This is a genomic window from Methylobacterium platani, from assembly GCF_001653715.1.
Lineage (GTDB): Bacteria > Pseudomonadota > Alphaproteobacteria > Rhizobiales > Beijerinckiaceae > Methylobacterium > Methylobacterium platani.
Map to the genome: position 1 here is coordinate 127,980 of NZ_LWHQ01000010.1, position 17,424 is coordinate 145,403.

The following is a 17,424-nucleotide window of genomic DNA, read 5'->3' on the forward strand; positions in this document are numbered from 1 at the left end:
GCGGCTCCGATGAGCGCGGCCGCGACGGGCGAGGCTCTTGCGGAGGCAGGAGCCGCCGGGGCCGCGCGGGCCGACGGGCCTGCGCAGCGGCTGGCGCGCTGGACGGCGGGCTACGCCCCGCTGCCCGGCCTGCCCGACGAGCTGGTCGCCGGCGACGGCGCCCTGCGCCCGGCCTGGGACCGGTTCCTGCGCCGCCTCGCCGGGCTGCCCGAATGCGAGATCGCCGCCCGCCTCGCCGCGGCCGGGCGGCACATCCACGACACCGGCATCGCCTACCGGGCCTACGGCGAGGCGACCGAGCGCGACTGGCCGATCGGCGCCCTGCCGCTCCTGATCGAGGGGGCGGAGTGGGAGGCGATCGCCGCCGGGGTGGCGCAGCGCGCCGAGCTGCTGGAAGCGGTGCTGACCGACCTCTACGGCGACGGCGCGCTCGCCCGCGCCGGCCTGCTGCCGGCCGCCGCCGCCGCGGGCGATCCGGAATTCCTGCGCCCCCTCGTCGGCGTCGCGCCCCCGGGCGGGCGCCACCTGCATTTCTACGCCGCCGACCTCGCTCGCGGGCCGGACGGCGCCTGGCGGGTCTTGGCCGACCGGACCCAGGCGCCGTCGGGAGCCGGCCACGCCCTCGAGAACCGCCTCGTCATGGCGCGGGCCCTGCCGGAGGTCTACGGCGCGCTCGACGTCGAGCGCGTCGCCTCGTTCTTCCAGGCCTTCCGCGACGGCCTCGCGGCGGCGGCCTCGCGCCAGGACCCGCGCATCGGCCTGATGAGCTCGGGGCCCTACAGCGACACCTACGTCGAGCAGGCGGTGCTCGCCCGCTATCTCGGCTTCGCCCTCGTCGAGGGCGACGACCTCCTGGCCCGCGACGGGCTAGTGTACATCCGCACGGTCGCCGGGCTGAAGCGGGTCGACGTGCTGTGGCGGCGCATCGACGGCGACTTCGTCGACCCCCTGGAGCTCAACCCGGCCTCGCGCCTCGGCGCGCCCGGCCTCGTCGAGGCCCTGCGCGCCGGGGCGGTGGCGATGGGCAACATGCCGGGCACCGGCCTCGTCGAGAGCGCCTGGCTCGCCGCCTCGCTGCCGGCCCTGTGCGAGCGGCTGCTCGGCGAATCGTTGCGCCTGCCCGGCCTGCCGACCTGGTGGTGCGGCGATCCCGGGCAGCGCGAGGCGGTGATGGCGCGGTTCGACGCGCTCGCCTTCCGCCCGGCCGCGGCGCCGGCGCAGGGCGCCTTCACCAGCCGGGCGTTCGGCGAGGGCCGCGACGCGGCCGAGACCGAGCGCCTGCGGGCCGTCCTGCGCGACCGGCCCGGCGACCTCGTCGCCCACGAGCCGGTGCGGCTCTCCACCGCCCCGGTCTGGGACGGCACCCGGCTGGTGCCGCGGCCCTTCGTGCTCAGGGTCTTCGCCGCCGCGACGCCGGAGGGCTGGCGGGTGATGCCCGGCGGCTTCTGCCGCATCTCCGAGACGCCGGAGGGGCGCCCGGTGGCGATGGGGGCGGGGGTACGCGCCGCCGACGTCTGGGTCCTGTCCTCCGGCTCGACCGAGGCGCAGGCGAGCCTCCTGCCGCCGAGCGACCGGGTCGCGGTGCGCCGGGTGCCCGGCCTGCTGCCGAGCCGGGCCGCCGACAACCTGTTCTGGCTCGGCCGCCACCTGGAACGGGCCGAGGCGGTGATCCGCCTCACCGTCTGCCTGCTCGACGGCGCCGGAGCCGTCTCGACCGCCGCGGAGGACCGCGCCACCTCGGCGCGCCTGCGCGCCCTGCTCCATGCCTGGGGCGCCGTCCCGGCGGTCGAGGGCACGGCGGCGGCGCTCGCCCACCACGCCCTGTCGGATGGCGGGCGATGGGGCTCGGCCCTCAGCCACGCCCTCTCGGCCCGGCGCAACGCCGCCTCCCTGCGCGAGCGCCTGTCCGGCGAGGCCTGGCGCGCGCTCTCCGCCCTGCTCGCCGTGCTGGAGGCGCCCGCCGAGGGGCCCGATTCGGAGGCCGTGCTCCTCGACCGGGCCGAGCGCGCCCTGTCGCTGACCGCGTCGCTCGCCGGCCTCGCCCAGGAAAACATGAACCGGGCCGGCGGCTTCGCCTTCGTCGACATGGGACGGCGGGTCGAGCGGGCGGTCAATGCCTGCCGCTTCGCCCTCGATTTCGGCGCCGCGGGGGCGAGCACCGACGATCTCGGGGTGCTCCTCGACCTCGTCGATTCCCGCATCTCCTACGGCGCCCGCTACATCCTCGGCGTGGCGCTGGCGCCGGTGCGCGACATGGTGCTGCTCGATCCCTACAACCCGCGCTCCCTCGCCTTCCAGGTCGAGCGCCTCGCCGAGCGCCTGGCCGGCCTGCCGGCCCTGCGCCCGGACGGGGTGGCGGAGGCGCCGGCGCGCCTGGTGGCGGGGCTGTCGGGCGAGATCGCCGGGGCGGAGGCCGCGACCCTGCCGCTCGACACGGTGGCGGCCTGGGAAACGCGCCTGTGGACGATCGCCGAGGCGATCGGCGCGCGCTACTTCCCCGGCGGGTCGGACGCCGCGCGGCCCGAAACCCTCACCACGCTGGCCTGAGCCCCGCTCGACGAATGCTCTACCGCCTGCGCCACCTGACGGCCTACGCCTACCGCAACCCGGTCGGCTTCGCCCGCTGCTCCCTGCGGCTCGCCCCGGCGGCGGGGGAGGGGCAGGCGCCGCTCTCGCACGAGGTGGTGGTCGAGCCCGCGCCCCGCGCGGCGACCGAGCGCGGCGACTTCTTCGGCAACCGCACGGTCTCGTTCACCGTCGAGACGCCGCATCGCGAGTTCCGGATCGACGCGCGCTCCCGCGTCCGGATCGCGCGGCCGCCGCTGCCCGACCCCGGGACCGGGCCGGCCTGGGAGGCGGTGCGGGACGGGGTCCTCGGCGGCGCGAGCCTCGCCCCGGAGGCGGCCCTGCATTTCTGCGCGCCGAGCCGGCGGGTGCCGCTCCTGCCCGAGGTCACCGACTACGCGCGGGCGAGCTTCCCGGCCGGCGGCGGGGCCTATGCGGGCGCCTTCGACCTGATGCGCCGCATCCGGGCCGACTTCACCTTCGACGCCGAGGCGACCGAGGTCGGCACGCCGCTCGCGCAGGCCTTCGCCGGCCGGCGCGGCGTGTGCCAGGATTTCTCGCACGTCATGATCGCCGCCCTGCGCGGCCTCGGCCTGCCGGCGGCCTATGTCAGCGGGTATCTGCGCACCCTGCCGCCGCCGGGCCAGCCCCGGCTCGAGGGAGCGGATGCCAGCCACGCCTGGGTCGCGGTGTGGTGCGGGGAGGGGGGATGGGTCGGCCTAGATCCGACCAACGGCATCGGCGTGCGGGACGACCACATCGTCGTCGCCCGCGGCCGCGACTACGCCGACGTCGCGCCGGTCGCCGGCATCATCGCCGGGTCGGGCGCGCAGAGCCTGCGGGTCGCCGTGGACGTGGTGCCGGAGGACGAGGACGAGCCCTGAGACGAGGTGGGCGGGCCGGGCCGATGCGCTGAACGTCGAGGAGAGATGTCCCGGCCCGCGGGAGCGACACCAGCCGAGTGCCGTCGGTCGGGACGGGACAGGGCCGGCGTGGCGCGGCAGAGAGTGGGCCGGTTCCCAGGGCCCGTCCTCAACTTGGATCAATCTCCGGCGATTTTGGCGAACCCGCCGGGCGCTCCTGCGTCAGCCTCCCGCCGGGCGGGCGATCGACTGCGGCAGGGCGGGCGGCGCGGGTCCCGCTCCCGGCGGCAACCACGCGGTCGCAGCCATGTGCCTTGCATGCCCCTGGTCGGCGCGACGCGACAGAACCAAGCTAGCGCGGCCCCGTTGCCCCGGCATGGATCTCACGCTCCAGCCCGTTCGCGTCAGGACCGGCAGCGAGGACGAGCAGGGGCTGCTGGTCTTCGCCGACGGCGCGCTCGCGGCCGTACTGGTCTGCCTCTCCGACACGCACGGGGACGATGCCGGCCTGTGGTTCCTCGAGGCCGGGTTCGGCCCGCTCGCCTCGCCGCAGCCGGGCAAGTTCGCCGATCTCGACGCCGTCCAGGACTGGATCGCGGCGCGCCTCGCCGCGGGCGTCACGCCAGGCCGGAGCCTTCGTCGTCCTCCGTGACGGTGTCGGAGAACGGCACGGTCATGACCGGCCGGCCGGCCGCATCCGTCACCTCGAAGGCGCACGTGAACCAATCCCGCACCGAATGCAGTCGCGTCCGGGCGATCAGGTCGTGGGCGGCGGCGAGGGCGCGGGCGCGGGCCTCTGCCGGCCCGGCCAGCTCGTCCCCCTCGGTGTCGACCGCGAGGCCGTCGGCACCGGGACCGTGCCGCAGGTTGAAGAAGTAGAGCGACATCAGGCGCCCTCGATCAGTCGGGCGTATTCGGCCTCGGGGGTACCGTAGCTGCCGTTCGTCAGCGCCAGGAGCCTGTCGCGGTCGAGAATCTCGATCCGCCGACGCTTGGCCCGGATGCGGCCGGCGCCCTCCAGGTTCTGGATCGCCAGCGTCACCCCCGCCCGCTGCACGCCGAGCATCATCGACAGGAACTCGTGCGTCAGCACCAGTTCGTCGCCGTCGGTCCGGTCGTGGCACATCAGAAGCCAGCGCGCGAGGCGGCCCTCGAGGCTCATGGAGGCGTGGGCGTAGGCGGTCTGGGTGATCTGGACGATCTGGACATGGACGTAGCGCAGCAGGAGCCGGCGCAGGACCGGGTTCTCCCGGATCGCGGCGCAGAACGCCTCCCGGCCGATGCTCAGCGCCTCGCCGGAGAGCTGCGCGAAGTAGACGTGGGGCGTCGTCACGCCGTCGAGCGCGACCGGGACCGCGCCGACCAGCCCCTCGCGCCCGACCAGGCCGACCTCGATCCGCCGCTCGTCGTGGGCGGTCGAGATCGAGACCATGCCGGTCTCGATGAAGAAGAGCTCCTCCACCGGCGCGTCCGGGGCGATCACCACCTCGCGCAGCTGCAGCGACACCGGTTCGAGATAGGGCTGCAGCTGCGCGAAATCCTCGGGCGCGAGCACCCTGAGGAGGCGGTTGCACAGCTTGGATTGCTGGGTCAGCGGCACAGTGTCCTCCACGCGGTACGGGCAGCCGGGGCCCCCTGTCCGACCAGGAGGCAGGATGATTCAAGTGCCGACAACATGGAGCGGCACGATGTAAAATCGAGCATTTTATTTGTCAGCATCAAATGACATATCCCTTATCAAAAGATAATTCCGAGAATGTCGCAAAACATGAGAGGCCTCTACGGGAACCCACGTCTCGTGAGCCGATTGTTTGATACAACACCAAAACGCACGACATCTTACAGGCGCCCCAACCTGCGCTTATAAATCTTTGTATCGGCACGCATCCCGTGGGCCCGGGCCGGAGGGATCGGCTTTGCGAGAGGACGAACGCCATCCGATGGTGCTGCTGGTCGAGGAGGAGCCGCTGGCCGGCCTCGATCTCGGCGACGCGCTGAGGGAGGCGGGCTACCGGATCGCCGGGCCGCTGACGGGCCAGGCCGCGGCCCTGGACTGGATTGCGCGATGCAGGCCGGATCTCGCCGTCATCGATCTTCCGCTCCGGGACGGCGACGGCAGCCGGCTGGCAGGGACGCTGCGGGCGCAGGGCGTGCCGTTCCTGGTCCAGGCACACGACGCGCGCGAGGCGGCGGCCTGCGCCGCCCTGCGCGCCGCGCCCCGGCTCGCCAAACCGGCCTGGCACGGGGACCTCGTCCACGTGCTCCGCCAGCTTTCCCGCGAGGCCCGTCGATGACGCCCACGACCCACACGAGCCACCTCGACCCGGCCTGCGGAGCGCAGCGGTCCGCGCAACTCCTCCACCCCGTCGTGCGCAAGCTCTCGGCCTACGGCCCCCTGACGGCGCAGGAGCAGGAGGCGCTGGCCGATCTCGGCGCCGGCGCCCAGCGCGTCGAGGGGCGCCACGACCTCCTGGCCGAGGGCGGGGCGCCCGAGAGCGCGGTACTGATCGTCGAAGGCGTCGCCTGCCGCTACCGCCACCGCCCGAGCGGGGCGCGCCAGATCACCGCCTACCTGCTGCCGGGCGACCTCTGCGATCCCGATTTCGCGCTTCTCGGCCGGATGAACCACAGCGTCGGCACCCTCGGGCCCTGCCGGGTGGCGCGGGTCGCGCGCGAGGCGCTGTCCGGCCTGACCGACCGGCATCCCGGACTCGCCCGGGCGTTCCGCCTCGCCAAGCTCGCCGAGGAGGAGACGACCCGCGAATGGGTGATGAACATCGGCTGCCGCTCGGCGATCGAGCGGGTGTCGCACCTGCTCTGCGAGCTGCACGAGCGGCTGCGCACCGTCGGCTGGGCGACGAAGGGCGGTTACGACCTGCCCCTGACGCAGCAGGACCTCGCCGACACGACCGGCCTGTCGAACGTCCACGTCAACCGGGTGCTGCGGCAGCTACGGCTGATGCGGATCGTCGAGGTCGGCGGCCGGCGGGTCGACATCCTCAACCTGCCCGGCCTGCAGGGCATCGCCGAGTTCCAGGCCGATTACCTGCGCCCCGCCCAGGCCGCCGACCGGCATCCGGCCTTGGCCTGACGTCCCGCGTCAGCCGAGATCGAGTTCCACCGTCACCGGCACGTGGTCGGACGGCTTGTCGAGCCCGCGCAGGTGCTTCTGCACCGAGGCCGAGACCAGCCGGTCGAGGGCCTGCGGCGACAGGAGCAGGTGGTCGATGCGGATGCCCTGGTTGCGCGGCCAGCAGCCGGCCTGGTAGTCCCAGAAGCTGTAGACGCCCGCCCGCCCGTCGCAGGCGCGCAGCGCGTCGGTGAAGCCCTCGTTGAGGAGCGCGCGGAACGCCGCCCGGGTCTGGGGCAGGAACAGCGCGTCGTGCGACCACGCCGCCGGGTCGGCCGCGTCCTCCGGCTCGGGGATCACGTTGTAGTCGCCGGCGAGCACCAGCACCTCCTCGCGCTCGCGCAAGGACACGGCGTGGGCGTGCAGGCGGCGCATGAAGGCGAGCTTGTAGTCGTATTTCGGCGTACCGACCGGATTGCCGTTCGGCAGGTAGATCGAGGCCACCCGCACGGTGGCGGTCGCGGTCGGGATCACCGCCTCGATGTAGCGCGCCTGCTCGTCGCTCGCGTCGCCCGGCAGGCCGCGGCGGATCTCCTGCAGCGGCAGCGGCCGGCGGGCCAGCAGCGCGACGCCGTTGAACGCCTTCTGGCCGTGGGTCGCCACGACGTAGCCGGCCTCCTCGATCTCGGTGCGGGGAAACGCATCGTCGACGCATTTCAGCTCCTGGAGGCAGACCACGTCCGGCTGCGCCTCGGCCAGGAAGCCGAGGAGATGCGGCAGCCGCTGCTTGACCGAGTTGACGTTCCAGGTGGTGATCCGCATCGCGTCCCGCGCCGCTCGCAACCAAGCTCTTGCTGCCTGGATCCTGCCGAAGGTCCCCGTCATCGGGGTTTCGCGCCCCGCTGGCAAGCCGCGGGGCGGCGGTGGAGTGGGGACCGGGCAGCATGGCGTTCGATTGGTGGGATCCGGTCCGCGACTATTGCGAGCGCGCCGGGCCGGAGCTGTGGGCGGAGCCCTTGAACGCGGCCTCGAACGCCGCCTTCGGGGTCGCCGCGTTCCTGCTGTTGCGGCGCGGGCGGGCGCCGGACCCTGCCGCAGACGCCTTCGCCTGGCTCGTCGGCGTGATCGGGCTCGGCAGCGCCCTGTTCCACACCCTCGCCGTCGCGTGGTCGGCGCTCGCCGACGTGATCCCGATCGCGCTGTTCATCCACGCCTACTTCTTCCTCGCCCTGCGACGTTTCCTCGGGCTCTCCGCGCTCGCGGCGCTCGCCGGCACCCTCGCCTTCGCGGCCGGGGCCGCTTTCTTCGAGCCCGTCCTGTCGGACCTCGCCGGGCAGCCGCTCGGGCCGCTCAGCAACGGCTCGGTCGCCTACGCGCCCGCCGCCCTGGCGCTGTTCGGGGTCGGGCTCGCCTCGCTCCGGTTCGGCAAGCGGGACGGCGCCGCGCTGATCGGCATCGGCGGCCTGTTCCTGCTCTCTCTCGCGGCGCGCACGGCCGACGCCGCCCTGTGCCCGGTGGTGCCGTCGGGCACCCACTGGATCTGGCACCTGCTCAATGCCGCCGTGCTGTTCGGCCTCGTGCGGGCGGCGCGCCGCGCCGGGCCGGCCGCGTGACGTTGAAGGAGCCCGCTTGCTCTGGGGCGGGTTCCTTGCACGGGTCCGGAAACCGTTGCAGAAGGACGCCGCTGCGGGGCCGCCACGGTTACGGCCTCCACGCGCCTGCCTGCCCGGATTGCACGCCATGACTCAAGCCCTCCGCCTCGGCATCGCCGGTCTCGGCACCGTCGGAGCCTCCGTCGTCCGCATGGTCGCGCGCCGCGCCGAGGCGATTTCCGCCACCGCCGGCCGGCCGGTCGTCGTCACCGCCGTCGCCGCCCGCGACCGCGCGCGCGACCGCGGCCTCGACCTCGCCGGCGTCGCCTGGTTCGACGATCCGGTCGCCCTCGCCCGCTCGGCGGAGGTCGATTGCGTGGTCGAGCTGATCGGCGGCGCGGAGGGCAAGGCCCGCGAGACCGTCGAGGCGGCGCTCGCCGCGGGCAAGCACGTGGTGACCGCCAACAAGGCGCTGCTCGCCCGCCACGGCCCGGGCCTCGCCCGGGCGGCGGAAGCCGCGAAGGTCGCGCTCGCCTTCGAGGCCTCGGCGGCGGGCGGCATCCCGGTGGTCAAGGCCCTGCGCGAGGCGCTGACCGGCAACCGGATCTCCCGCGTCTACGGGATCCTCAACGGCACCTGCAACTACATCCTCAGCCGGATGGAGCTGGAGGGCCTGACCTTCGAGGCCTGCCTGAAGGACGCGCAGGCGCTCGGCTACGCCGAGGCCGACCCGACCTTCGACGTCGAGGGCTTCGACACCGCCCACAAGCTCGCCATCCTGACCAGCCTCGCCTTCGGCACCGAGCTCGACGCCGAGGGCGTCTCGGTCGAGGGCATCTCGGCGATCACCCCCCTCGACCTGCGCATGGCCGACGAGCTCGGCTACCGGATCAAGCTGCTCGGCGTCGCCGAGGCGACCGCTGCCGGCATCGAGCAGCGGGTCCACCCGACCATGGTGCCGAAATCCTCCGCCATCGCCCAGGTGATGGGCGTGACGAACGCCGTCACCATCGACACCGATGCGCTGCGCGAGCTGACCCTGATCGGCCCCGGCGCCGGCGGCGAGGCCACCGCCTCGGCGGTGGTCGCCGACATCGCCGACGTCGCGGCCGGCCGGGTGCCGCCGGCCTTCGGGCGCCCGGTGGCGGGCCTCACCCCCCCGGCGCGGGCCGAGATGCAGCGCCACGAGGGCGGCTACTACATCCGCCTCACGGTGCACGACCGTCCCGGCGTCGCCGCCGGCGTCGCGACCAAGATGGCCGAGCGCGAGATCTCGCTCGAGAGCATCCTGCAGCACCGCTCCGAGAGCGCCGCGGCGCGCGACCGGCACGGCCGCTCGGGTCTGCCGGTGCCGCTGGTGCTGATCACCTACGCGGCGACCGAGGCGGCGATCCGCGCGAGCCTCGACGCGATGGCGGCGGACGGCCTCCTGTCCGAGCCGCCCCAGCTCATCCGCATCGAGCGCGAGTAAGCCGCGCGGTCATCCGCAAAATCCGTCCTGCGCCGGGTCCACACGATTCGTGTGCGGCCGGTCGACCGATTGATAAAATTCAATTCAGCGGCGCCGGTTTCTCCTTTAAGACCCGGCCTCAAGGACCAGCACGAGGATCACCAACGCATGTCGGACGCCAAGAAGCCGGGACCGAGCCAGGTCATCGAGCGCATCCTGACCCTCGAGCTGGTGCGCGTCACCGAGCGGGCGGCGGTGGCCGCGGCACGCCTGCGCGGCCAGGGCAACGAGAAGGCCGCCGACCAGGCCGCCGTCGACGCGATGCGCCGCGAGCTGAACCGCCTGCCGATCGACGGCACCGTCGTCATCGGCGAGGGCGAGCGCGACGAGGCCCCGATGCTGTTCATCGGCGAGACCCTCGGCAACGGCTCCGGCCCGAAGGTCGACATCGCGGTCGACCCGCTCGAGGGCACCACGTTGTGCGCCAAGGACATGCCGGGCTCGGTCGCCGTGATGGCGATGGCCGAGGGCGGCACCCTGCTCGCCGCGCCCGATGTCTACATGCACAAGATCGCCATCGGCCCGGGCTACCCGGCCGGCACCGTGCATCTCGACGCGAGCCCTGAGGAGAACATCCACGCGCTGGCCAAGGCCAAGGGCGTGCCGCCGTCCGAGATCACCGCGCTCGTCCTCGACCGGCCGCGCCACACCGACCTGATCGCGGCGATCCGCCGGACGGGCGCGGGCGTGCGCCTGATCTCCGACGGCGACGTCGCCGGCGTGATCTTCACGACGATGCCCGAGGAGACCGGCATCGACATCTACCTCGGCATCGGCGCCGCCCCCGAGGGCGTGCTGGCGGCGGGCGCGCTGCGCTGCATCGGCGGCCAGATGCAGGGTCGCCTGATCCTCGACACCGAGGAGAAGCGCGACCGCGCCGCCAAGATGGGCGTCGCCGATCCGAACCGCCTCTACTCCCTCGAGGACCTCGCCCGCGGCGACGTCGTGGTGGCGATGACCGGCGTGACCGACGGGGCGCTCGTCAAGGGCGTCAAGTTCGGCCGCAGCACGATCCGCACCGAGACGGTGGTGTACCGCTCGCATACCGGCACCGTGCGCCGCATCGAGGCCGAGCACCGCGACTTCGACAAGTTCCATCTGAAGTAGGCTCCTCCACGGGGGCCGCGCCGGAAACCCGGTGCGGCCCCCGCGATCGGCCCCTTGATCCGGGAACCTTTCCCCGCGACCCTGCGGCGTCTCTCACCCGAGGATTCGCCGCTCATGCCGAGCCCCATCATCCGTCCGCTGCGCCCCGACGAGCGCGCCGCCTGGGACCCGCTCTGGCAGGGCTACCTGAGCTTCTACGGCGCCACGGTCGCGCCCGAGGTCACCGACCTCACCTGGACCCGCCTGCACGACCCCGCCGAACCGATGCACGCCCTCGTGGCCGAGCAGGACGGCGCCGTGACCGGCCTCGTCCACTACATCTTCCACCGCTCGACCTGGACCGCCGGGCCGTACTGCTACCTCCAGGACCTGTTCACCGCGCAAGCCGCGCGCGGGCAGGGGGTCGGCCGGGCGCTGATCGAGGCGGTCTACGCGGCGGCCCGCGAGGCGGGGGCGAGCCGTGTCTACTGGCTGACCCAGGAGGCCAACGTGACGGCACGCGCGCTCTACGACACGCTGGCCGACCGGCCGGGATTCATCCAGTACCGGAAGGTGCTGTGAGGTCCCGCACCACGATCCGCGGGTAGAACCCTCCCGCGCGGAGGCCGCGCCGTCCGGGGAAGAGGAGGGCGCCGCCCCCCTCGTCCCCACGGGAGAGAGGATCCCGCGCCTTGGGTTCCACGAGGGATTGTCCCCGCACAGCCCTGCCGCAGAGGGAGGAGGGTTCCGCGCAGGTGCGGTGATCGCGCCTGCAAAAAAGGCCCCCGGCGCGCCGGCCGGGAGCCTTCCGATTCGTTAGACTCGGGTTGCCCTACCGGAACAGCGACGCCATCCCGCCCTGCATCCGGCCCAGGCCCTGCTTGGCGATCGCGTTGCCCTGGTCGATGGCGATGGCGCGCTGGTAGCTCTCCGTCGCCTCCTGGCGGCGGTTGGACTTCTCGTAGGCGAGACCCCGGTAGGCCCAGGAATCCGCGTCCTTGTTGTTGACGTTGAGGGCCGCGTTGTAGTCCTCGATCGCCTTGTCGTACTGGTTCGTCGCGATCAGGCTCTGGCCGCGGGCGGCGTAGGGCGCGGCGACGAAGGGGTTGCGGTCGATCGCGGCGTCGAAATCGCCGATCGCGGAGCGGTGCTGCCCTTGCGCCTGCCGCACCAGGCCGCGGGCGTGGTAGGCCTCGGCCGATTCCGGCGTCAGGCGGATCGCCTGGCTGAGGTCGCTGTAGGCCGCCTCGTAGTTGCCGAGGGCCCGCTGCAGGTTGGCCCGGCCGATATAGGCGGCCGAGTAGTTCGGGTCGGCGTTGATCGCCTTGGTGAAGTCCTGCAGGGCCGCGTCGTTGCGGCCGGACTGGCGGTAGGCCAGCGCCCGGTTGCCGTAGGCGGAGGACGAGCTCGGGTTGAGCTGGATCGCCTTGGTGAAGTCGGCGATCGCCGAATCGTAGTTGCCCGCCCGGGCATAGGCCGCGCCGCGGGTGTTGTAGGCCGCCGCGTCGCTCGGATTGCGCTGGATCACGTCGGACAGCGAGGCGATGTTCACCTCGGTCGCGCCGGACTTGTCGGCCTCGACCACCGCGAATTGCCGCGTCGCGGTCGCCCGGCTGACGGTGTCGCAGCCGGCGAGCGTCAGCGCGGTCAGCACGGTCGCCCCCAGCATCCGGGCCGCCGGTGTCACGCGGCTCAAGCCGATCACGTTGTTCATCGCCCGCTCCCCAGGGGCGGCGCATCCTCGTCGCGCCGCACACCATCGCCTCGTCGCACGCGCCCCGCCTCAGCCGAGGTCCCGTCGCCGGAAGACCATTCCGGATCGGGGTGAACGCCGGCTTAAAGGCGATGCGCCCCTGACGCTTGTGCGGGGCGATGTGGCGAAGGTGTGGCCTGCCGGCGCCGCAGGGGCAGGGGAGAGCGTCGCCGGGGCACGGGTGTGGCCGCAGGGCCGCACCCGCCCGGGGTCAGGCCCGGGTCCGCACCCGGGTGAGGTGGCCCATCTTGCGGCCGGGCCGCGCCTCGCCCTTGCCGTAGAGGTGGAGGTGGCTGCCCGGCTCGGCGAGGATCCGGCTCCACGCATCGGCCTCGCCGCCGATCAGGTTCAGCATCTCGACCGAGGCGCCGGCCAACGCCGCGCTGCCGAGCGGCCAGCCGCAGATCGCCCGGACGTGCTGGGCGAATTGCGAGGTCTCGGCCCCCTCGATGGTCCAGTGGCCGGAATTGTGGACCCGCGGCGCGATCTCGTTGACCACCACGCCCGCGCTACCGTCCGGCCGGCGCACCAGGAACATCTCCACCGCCAGCACGCCGACATAGCCGAGCGCGTCCGCGATGGTGCGGGCGATCGCCGTCGCCTCCGCGGCGGTCTCCTCCGTCATGCCGGGGGCCGGCACCACCGTGCGGGCGAGGATGTGGTGGCGGTGCTCGTTGGCGCAAGGGTCGTAGGCCGAGAAGCCGCCTTCCGCGTTGCGGGCGGCCACCACCGAGACTTCGGACTCGAAGGCGACGAAGCCCTCGAGGATGCAGGGCTGGTTGCGTAGGGAGGCCATCACGGCGGCGGGGTCGAAGCCCGATGCTCCGAGATCCTCCCGGCGCAGCATCACCTGGCCCTTGCCGTCGTAGCCGAAGCGCCGGGTCTTGAGCACCGCCGGCAGGCCGATCTCGCGGACGGCCTCGGCGAGCCCGGCCGCGTCGTCCACCGCCCGGAACGGCGCCACCGGGATGCCGAGGCCGGCGACGAAGCTCTTCTCGGCCAGCCGGTCCTGCGTGGTGGCCAGCGCCGAGGCGCTCGGATGCAGCGGGCGGCGCGCCGCCAGGATCTCGGCGGTGGCGCTCGGGATGTTCTCGAACTCGTAGGTCACCACGTCGACGGATTCGGCGAAGGCCTGGAGCGCCGCCGCGTCGTCGTAGGGGGCGATCGTGCGCCGGGCCGCCACGTCGAAGGCCGGGCTGTCGGGATCGGGGCAGTAGATATGGGCCTTGAGGCCGTACTGTGCCGCCGCGACCGCGATCATGCGGCCGAGCTGGCCGCCGCCGATGATGCCGATGGTCGCGCCGGGGGCGATGGCGGGAGCGATGGACGGGGTGCTCACGGTGCGCTCGTATCCGGGTGCTCGGCCACCGCGGCGCTCTGGCGGGCGCGCCAGGCGTCGAGCCGCTGGGCCAGGTCGTCGTCGGTCAGGGCCAGGACGGCGGCGGCCAGCAGCGCCGCGTTGACCGCGCCGGCCCGGCCGATGGCGAGCGTCCCGACCGGGATGCCGGCCGGCATCTGCACGATCGACAGCAGGCTGTCCTGGCCCGACAGCGCCTTCGATTCGACCGGCACGCCGAAGACCGGCAGCGGCGTCATCGCGGCGGCCATGCCGGGCAGGTGGGCGGCGCCGCCGGCCCCCGCGATCACCACCCGGATCCCGGCGGCCTTGGCGCCCTTGGCGAAGGCGACCAGGCGGTCCGGGGTGCGGTGGGCCGAGACGATGCGCGCCTCGTAGGAGATCCCGAGCGCGTCGAGGGTTTCGGCCGCATGGCGCATCGTGGCCCAGTCCGACTGGCTGCCCATGATCACCGCGACGGGGGGCGATGCCGCCATCGTCAAGCGCATCCTCTAGAAAGCGCTGCCAGGCCGCGAGCGGGCCGCAGCCGATCGTGTCGCAGTAGCGGCGCGCCTGCCTTGGTGCAAGCTGCCGCAGGCTTATAACGCTGCCGCAGGCCTATGAGCCGGCGCAGGCTTATGAGCCGGCGCAGGCCTGGAAGCCGCCGGCGGACGTCGTCAGGCGATGATGTCCGGCGTGAGCTGATCCTCCAGGAAGGTGATGCGGTCGCGCAGCGAGAGCTTGCGCTTCTTGAGGCGCTGGAGTTGCAGGCGGTCGCCGGCGATCACCCCGGACAACGCCTCGATCGCGTCGTCGAGGTCGCGATGCTCCTCCCGGAGCCGCGACAGCTCGCTCTCATACTCCGCCGCAGATTCCGCACTCAACTCGAACGCCATCGCCGCCCCAAAGCCTGGAGATATGCGGCGAAGCATGAACCAGCCCCCGGCCTCCGGCAAGGGCGTCGCAGGGGCGGGAGCGGGGTTGTGCAGCCCCTCCCGCGCCTTGCACCGCGGCGCACATTACGCAATTGCAATATGGAATGCCTTAGACATCCGCCACGGGCTGTGGCAGGCTGCGTGTGTCACCTACATGACAGGAGGCATTGGCTGATGTCGCTGCACACGCATCTCACCGAGCTTGAGCGCAAGCACGAGGCCTTGGAGCGTGAGATCCAGGACGCAATCACCCACCTCTCCACCGACGACTTGCGAGTTGTAGAACTCAAGCGGCGAAAGCTTCATTTGAAGGATGAGATCAGTCGTCTGCGGACGACGTCCACCCGCGTGATGCACTAGCCCAGAACAATCGCCCGTGTGCCGCCGCGCCGGCGTTCGGCGCGGCGGCTCCCGAGACTGAAACGAGCCCGAAACGGGCATCGTTCGAGAGAACGGCGGGCCCCCGCGCGAGAGCGCCCGGCCGATCTCCGAGGCACTCCCACGATGCCGCTCCCACGACGTCCTTGCCGTCAGAGCGCTTTCGCCATCTCCCGCAGCACGAATTTCTGCACCTTGCCGGTCGAGGTCTTCGGCAAGTCCGTGAAGACCACGTGCTTGGGCACCTTGAAGCCCGCGAGCGACTGGCGGCACCAGCCGATCAACTCCTCGGCCGAGACCATCTCCGAGCCCTTCAGCTCGACGAAGGCGCACGGCGTCTCGCCCCATGTCTCGTCGGGCTTGGCCACCACCGCGGCCGCCGCCACCGCCGGGTGCTTGAACAGGGCCTCCTCGACCTCGATCGACGAGATGTTCTCGCCGCCCGAGATGATGATGTCCTTCGAGCGGTCCTTGAGCTGGATGTAGCCGTCGGGGTGCTTCACCCCGAGATCGCCCGAATGGAACCAGCCGCCCCGGAAGGCGGCCTCGGTGGCGACCGGATTCTTGAGATAGCCGCGCATCACCACGTTGCCGCGGAACATCACCTCGCCGAGCGTCGCGCCGTCGGCGGGTACCGGCTCCATCGTCTCGGGGTCGAGCACGTCGAGGGCCTCGAGCGGCGGGTAGCGCACGCCCTGGCGCGCCTTGCGGGCGGCCCGCTCGTCCCGGCTTAGGGCGTCCCAGTCGGCATGCCACTCGTTGACCACCGCCGGGCCGTAGGTCTCGGTCAGGCCGTAGACGTGGGTGACGTCGAACCCGGCCTCCGCCATCCCGGCGAGCACCGCCTCGGGCGGCGGCGCGGCGGCGGTGAGGAACGAGACCCGGTGCGGCAGGGCGCGGCGCTCCGCCTCCGGCGCGTTGATGAGGAGCGACATCACGATCGGCGCGCCGCACAGATGGGTCACGCCGTGATCCGCGATGGCGTCGTACATGGCCCGCGCCCGCACCTGCCGCAGGCAGACATGGGTGCCGGCCACCACCGACAGGGTCCAGGGGAAGCACCAGCCGTTGCAATGGAACATCGGCAGGGTCCAGAGATAGACCGGGTGGCGGCCGAGATTGCCCGCCACCACGTTGCCGACCGCGAGCAGCGACGCGCCGCGATGATGGTAGACCACGCCCTTCGGGTCGCCGGTGGTGCCGGACGTGTAGTTGAGCGTGATCGCGTCCCACTCGTCCCCCGGCATCGCCCAGGCGTATCCGGGATCGCCGGTGCCGAGGAAATCCTCGTACTCGAGGCCGCCGAGGCGCTCGCCCGGGCCGTCGTATTCCGGGTCGTCGTAGTCGATGACGAGGGGCTCGACCCCGGCCCGCTTCAAGGCCGGCCCCATGATGCGGGCGAATTCCCGGTCCGTGATCACCACCTTGGCCTCGCCGTGATCGAGGCAGAAGGCGATGATGCCGGCGTCGAGCCGCGTGTTGAGGGTGTTGAGCACCGCGCCCGCCATCGGCACCCCGTAATGGCACTCGATCATCGCCGGGGTGTTGGCGAGCATCACCGCCACCGTGTCGCCCCGCCCGATGCCGCGGGCCTTCAAGGCCGAGGCGAGGCGCCGGGAACGGGCGTAGAGGTCGCGGTAGCTGCGCCGCACGCCGCCATGGATCACCGCGATCCGGTCGGGGAAGACCGCGGCCGCCCGCTCCAGGAAGGTGAGGGGCGTCAGCGGCTGGTGGTTGGCCGGGTTGCGGTCGAGGCCGTGGTCGTAGATCGTCGTGGTCATGGCGGTGGTCATGGCGGCTCCCATGGCGGCTCCCCTCGTGTCCGCTCCTGGAGGGCGGCGCGTCCGGCCGCCCGTCGTCGCGGCGTCCGGCCCGACTGTGCCACCGTTGCGCGGACGTGCCGATGCGAAAAAAGACGGAGGGGGCCGGGCCGGCGGCGCAGCGTCGTCTTGCTGGCGGCGGCGCGTCGAACTACATTTTCGTGTCCGCGAACCCGCGGTTGACAGGGGCGACGATCGTGTCAGGCAGATCTTCCGGCGATCTCTTCGGGTCATTCCTCAGGGTCATGCAGGAACCCGGCAACCAAGGACACGCTTCTGCACGGGCGAGCTACGCCGCGCCGCGGGTCGACGCTCTCTCGACCGTCGTGAAGAGCATCGGGCGCAGCGGACCCGCGACGATCGTCGATCTCGCGCAGCACACCGGCCTGACCATGGACATGCTGGCGCGCACCCTGCAGAACGGCGTCGAGACGGGGCTGATCGCGCCGACCGCGAAGCAGAGCGACAAGGCCTACGACCTCACGACGCTCGGGCGGAAGGTGCTCTGACGCGGCC

General features: G+C 72.7%; 19 protein-coding genes. 11 read left to right on the forward strand and 8 right to left on the reverse strand.

The window, feature by feature from the left end:
* Window positions 1-9: 9 nt before the first annotated feature.
* The 3 genes from A5481_RS05215 to A5481_RS05225 all read left to right on the forward strand — a co-directional run bounded on the left by A5481_RS05215 (window position 10) and on the right by A5481_RS05225 (window position 4,080).
* Window positions 10-2,547 carry a circularly permuted type 2 ATP-grasp protein gene (locus A5481_RS05215; protein ID WP_048435372.1) on the forward strand — a complete coding sequence of 846 codons (2,538 nt, stop codon included), beginning with the start codon at window positions 10-12 and terminating at the stop codon, window positions 2,545-2,547.
* A 14-nt stretch (window positions 2,548-2,561) separates the two neighbouring features.
* Window positions 2,562-3,449, forward strand: a complete 888-nt coding sequence (locus A5481_RS05220; RefSeq protein WP_048435371.1) for a transglutaminase family protein — start codon at window positions 2,562-2,564, stop codon at window positions 3,447-3,449.
* Window positions 3,450-3,804: 355 nt separating this feature from the next.
* On the forward strand, window positions 3,805-4,080 hold the full coding sequence (locus tag A5481_RS05225; protein ID WP_048435370.1) for a hypothetical protein: 276 nt from the start codon (window positions 3,805-3,807) through the stop codon (window positions 4,078-4,080).
* Here the strand turns inward: A5481_RS05225 and A5481_RS05230 are convergent.
* Both A5481_RS05230 and A5481_RS05235 read right to left on the reverse strand, forming a co-directional pair.
* Window positions 4,046-4,315: a DUF6894 family protein gene (locus tag A5481_RS05230; RefSeq protein WP_048435369.1), complete on the reverse strand. Its 270-nt coding sequence runs from the start codon at window positions 4,313-4,315 to the stop codon at window positions 4,046-4,048. The two genes, A5481_RS05225 and A5481_RS05230, sit on opposite strands and share 35 nt — an antisense overlap.
* On the reverse strand, window positions 4,315-5,028 hold the full coding sequence (locus tag A5481_RS05235) for a Crp/Fnr family transcriptional regulator (protein ID WP_048435368.1): 714 nt from the start codon (window positions 5,026-5,028) through the stop codon (window positions 4,315-4,317). Before A5481_RS05235 ends, A5481_RS05230 begins: the two co-directional genes overlap by 1 nt.
* A gap of 316 nt (window positions 5,029-5,344) precedes the next feature.
* On the opposite strand from A5481_RS05235, the gene A5481_RS05240 reads away from it, so the two are divergent.
* Both A5481_RS05240 and A5481_RS05245 read left to right on the forward strand, forming a co-directional pair.
* Window positions 5,345-5,722: a response regulator gene (locus A5481_RS05240; RefSeq protein ID WP_156311955.1), complete on the forward strand. Its 378-nt coding sequence runs from the start codon at window positions 5,345-5,347 to the stop codon at window positions 5,720-5,722.
* Window positions 5,719-6,519 carry a Crp/Fnr family transcriptional regulator gene (locus tag A5481_RS05245; RefSeq protein ID WP_082173262.1) on the forward strand — a complete coding sequence of 267 codons (801 nt, stop codon included), beginning with the start codon at window positions 5,719-5,721 and terminating at the stop codon, window positions 6,517-6,519. Before A5481_RS05240 ends, A5481_RS05245 begins: the two co-directional genes overlap by 4 nt.
* 9 nt (window positions 6,520-6,528) lie before the next feature.
* On the opposite strand, the gene xth is transcribed toward A5481_RS05245, so the two are convergent.
* Window positions 6,529-7,320 carry an exodeoxyribonuclease III gene (gene xth, locus A5481_RS05250; protein WP_048435366.1) on the reverse strand — a complete coding sequence of 264 codons (792 nt, stop codon included), beginning with the start codon at window positions 7,318-7,320 and terminating at the stop codon, window positions 6,529-6,531.
* Window positions 7,321-7,442: 122 nt separating this feature from the next.
* On the opposite strand from xth, the gene A5481_RS05255 reads away from it, so the two are divergent.
* The 4 genes from A5481_RS05255 (at window position 7,443) to A5481_RS05270 (ending at window position 11,268) form a co-directional block, all read left to right on the forward strand.
* Entirely contained in the window at window positions 7,443-8,111 is a 669-nt protein-coding gene (locus A5481_RS05255; RefSeq protein WP_048435365.1) for a hypothetical protein, read from the forward strand.
* Window positions 8,112-8,238: 127 nt separating this feature from the next.
* Complete coding sequence (locus A5481_RS05260; protein ID WP_048435364.1) at window positions 8,239-9,561, forward strand: homoserine dehydrogenase; 1,323 nt, start codon at window positions 8,239-8,241, stop codon at window positions 9,559-9,561.
* 147 nt (window positions 9,562-9,708) lie between these two features.
* The gene (gene glpX / locus A5481_RS05265; RefSeq protein WP_048435363.1) at window positions 9,709-10,707 is read left to right on the forward strand and encodes a class II fructose-bisphosphatase; all 999 of its coding nucleotides are present in this window, start codon (window positions 9,709-9,711) and stop codon (window positions 10,705-10,707) included.
* Between the two features lie 114 nt (window positions 10,708-10,821).
* A complete protein-coding gene (locus A5481_RS05270; RefSeq protein ID WP_048435362.1) occupies window positions 10,822-11,268 on the forward strand; it encodes a GNAT family N-acetyltransferase in 447 nt (148 codons plus the stop codon).
* A 250-nt stretch (window positions 11,269-11,518) separates the two neighbouring features.
* On the opposite strand, the gene A5481_RS05275 is transcribed toward A5481_RS05270, so the two are convergent.
* The 4 genes from A5481_RS05275 to A5481_RS05290 all read right to left on the reverse strand — a co-directional run bounded on the left by A5481_RS05275 (window position 11,519) and on the right by A5481_RS05290 (window position 14,671).
* Complete coding sequence (locus tag A5481_RS05275) at window positions 11,519-12,400, reverse strand: tetratricopeptide repeat protein (RefSeq protein WP_048435361.1); 882 nt, start codon at window positions 12,398-12,400, stop codon at window positions 11,519-11,521.
* A 250-nt stretch (window positions 12,401-12,650) separates the two neighbouring features.
* On the reverse strand, window positions 12,651-13,700 hold the full coding sequence (locus A5481_RS05280) for a 5-(carboxyamino)imidazole ribonucleotide synthase (protein ID WP_425339753.1): 1,050 nt from the start codon (window positions 13,698-13,700) through the stop codon (window positions 12,651-12,653).
* A 74-nt stretch (window positions 13,701-13,774) separates the two neighbouring features.
* Window positions 13,775-14,272, reverse strand: a complete 498-nt coding sequence (gene purE, locus A5481_RS05285; RefSeq protein WP_048435359.1) for a 5-(carboxyamino)imidazole ribonucleotide mutase — start codon at window positions 14,270-14,272, stop codon at window positions 13,775-13,777.
* A gap of 180 nt (window positions 14,273-14,452) precedes the next feature.
* On the reverse strand, window positions 14,453-14,671 hold the full coding sequence (locus A5481_RS05290; RefSeq protein WP_048435358.1) for a YdcH family protein: 219 nt from the start codon (window positions 14,669-14,671) through the stop codon (window positions 14,453-14,455).
* 213 nt (window positions 14,672-14,884) lie between these two features.
* Between A5481_RS05290 and A5481_RS05295 the strand changes: the two genes are divergently transcribed.
* Window positions 14,885-15,070, forward strand: coding sequence for a YdcH family protein (locus A5481_RS05295; protein ID WP_048435357.1), 186 nt, complete (start codon window positions 14,885-14,887; stop codon window positions 15,068-15,070).
* 170 nt (window positions 15,071-15,240) lie between these two features.
* Here A5481_RS05295 and A5481_RS05300 read toward each other — a convergent pair whose 3' ends face one another.
* Entirely contained in the window at window positions 15,241-16,881 is a 1,641-nt protein-coding gene (locus A5481_RS05300; RefSeq protein WP_425339752.1) for an acyl-CoA synthetase, read from the reverse strand.
* A gap of 104 nt (window positions 16,882-16,985) precedes the next feature.
* Between A5481_RS05300 and A5481_RS33270 the strand changes: the two genes are divergently transcribed.
* Entirely contained in the window at window positions 16,986-17,417 is a 432-nt protein-coding gene (locus tag A5481_RS33270; protein WP_210179212.1) for a MarR family winged helix-turn-helix transcriptional regulator, read from the forward strand.
* The last annotated feature ends 7 nt before the right edge of the window (window positions 17,418-17,424 follow it).

Excerpts from the sequence above, each read along its gene's own strand:
- A5481_RS05230 (WP_048435369.1), bottom strand. The coding sequence starts at position 4,315 with ATGTCGCTCTACTTCTTCAACCTGCGGCACGGTCCCGGTGCCGACGGC.
- A5481_RS05275 (WP_048435361.1), bottom strand. The coding sequence starts at position 12,400 with ATGAACAACGTGATCGGCTTGAGCCGCGTGACACCGGCGGCCCGGATG.
- A5481_RS05225 (WP_048435370.1), top strand. The coding sequence starts at position 3,805 with ATGGATCTCACGCTCCAGCCCGTTCGCGTCAGGACCGGCAGCGAGGAC.
- A5481_RS05220 (WP_048435371.1), top strand. The coding sequence starts at position 2,562 with ATGCTCTACCGCCTGCGCCACCTGACGGCCTACGCCTACCGCAACCCG.
- xth (WP_048435366.1), bottom strand. The coding sequence starts at position 7,320 with ATGCGGATCACCACCTGGAACGTCAACTCGGTCAAGCAGCGGCTGCCG.
- A5481_RS05290 (WP_048435358.1), bottom strand. The coding sequence starts at position 14,671 with ATGGCGTTCGAGTTGAGTGCGGAATCTGCGGCGGAGTATGAGAGCGAG.
- A5481_RS05300 (WP_425339752.1), bottom strand. The coding sequence starts at position 16,881 with ATGACCACCGCCATGACCACGACGATCTACGACCACGGCCTCGACCGC.
- purE (WP_048435359.1), bottom strand. The coding sequence starts at position 14,272 with ATGGCGGCATCGCCCCCCGTCGCGGTGATCATGGGCAGCCAGTCGGAC.
- A5481_RS05260 (WP_048435364.1), top strand. The coding sequence starts at position 8,239 with ATGACTCAAGCCCTCCGCCTCGGCATCGCCGGTCTCGGCACCGTCGGA.
- A5481_RS05295 (WP_048435357.1), top strand. The coding sequence starts at position 14,885 with ATGTCGCTGCACACGCATCTCACCGAGCTTGAGCGCAAGCACGAGGCC.
- A5481_RS05255 (WP_048435365.1), top strand. The coding sequence starts at position 7,443 with ATGGCGTTCGATTGGTGGGATCCGGTCCGCGACTATTGCGAGCGCGCC.
- A5481_RS05215 (WP_048435372.1), top strand. The coding sequence starts at position 10 with ATGAGCGCGGCCGCGACGGGCGAGGCTCTTGCGGAGGCAGGAGCCGCC.
- A5481_RS05270 (WP_048435362.1), top strand. The coding sequence starts at position 10,822 with ATGCCGAGCCCCATCATCCGTCCGCTGCGCCCCGACGAGCGCGCCGCC.
- A5481_RS05280 (WP_425339753.1), bottom strand. The coding sequence starts at position 13,700 with ATGATCGCGGTCGCGGCGGCACAGTACGGCCTCAAGGCCCATATCTAC.
- A5481_RS05245 (WP_082173262.1), top strand. The coding sequence starts at position 5,719 with ATGACGCCCACGACCCACACGAGCCACCTCGACCCGGCCTGCGGAGCG.
- glpX (WP_048435363.1), top strand. The coding sequence starts at position 9,709 with ATGTCGGACGCCAAGAAGCCGGGACCGAGCCAGGTCATCGAGCGCATC.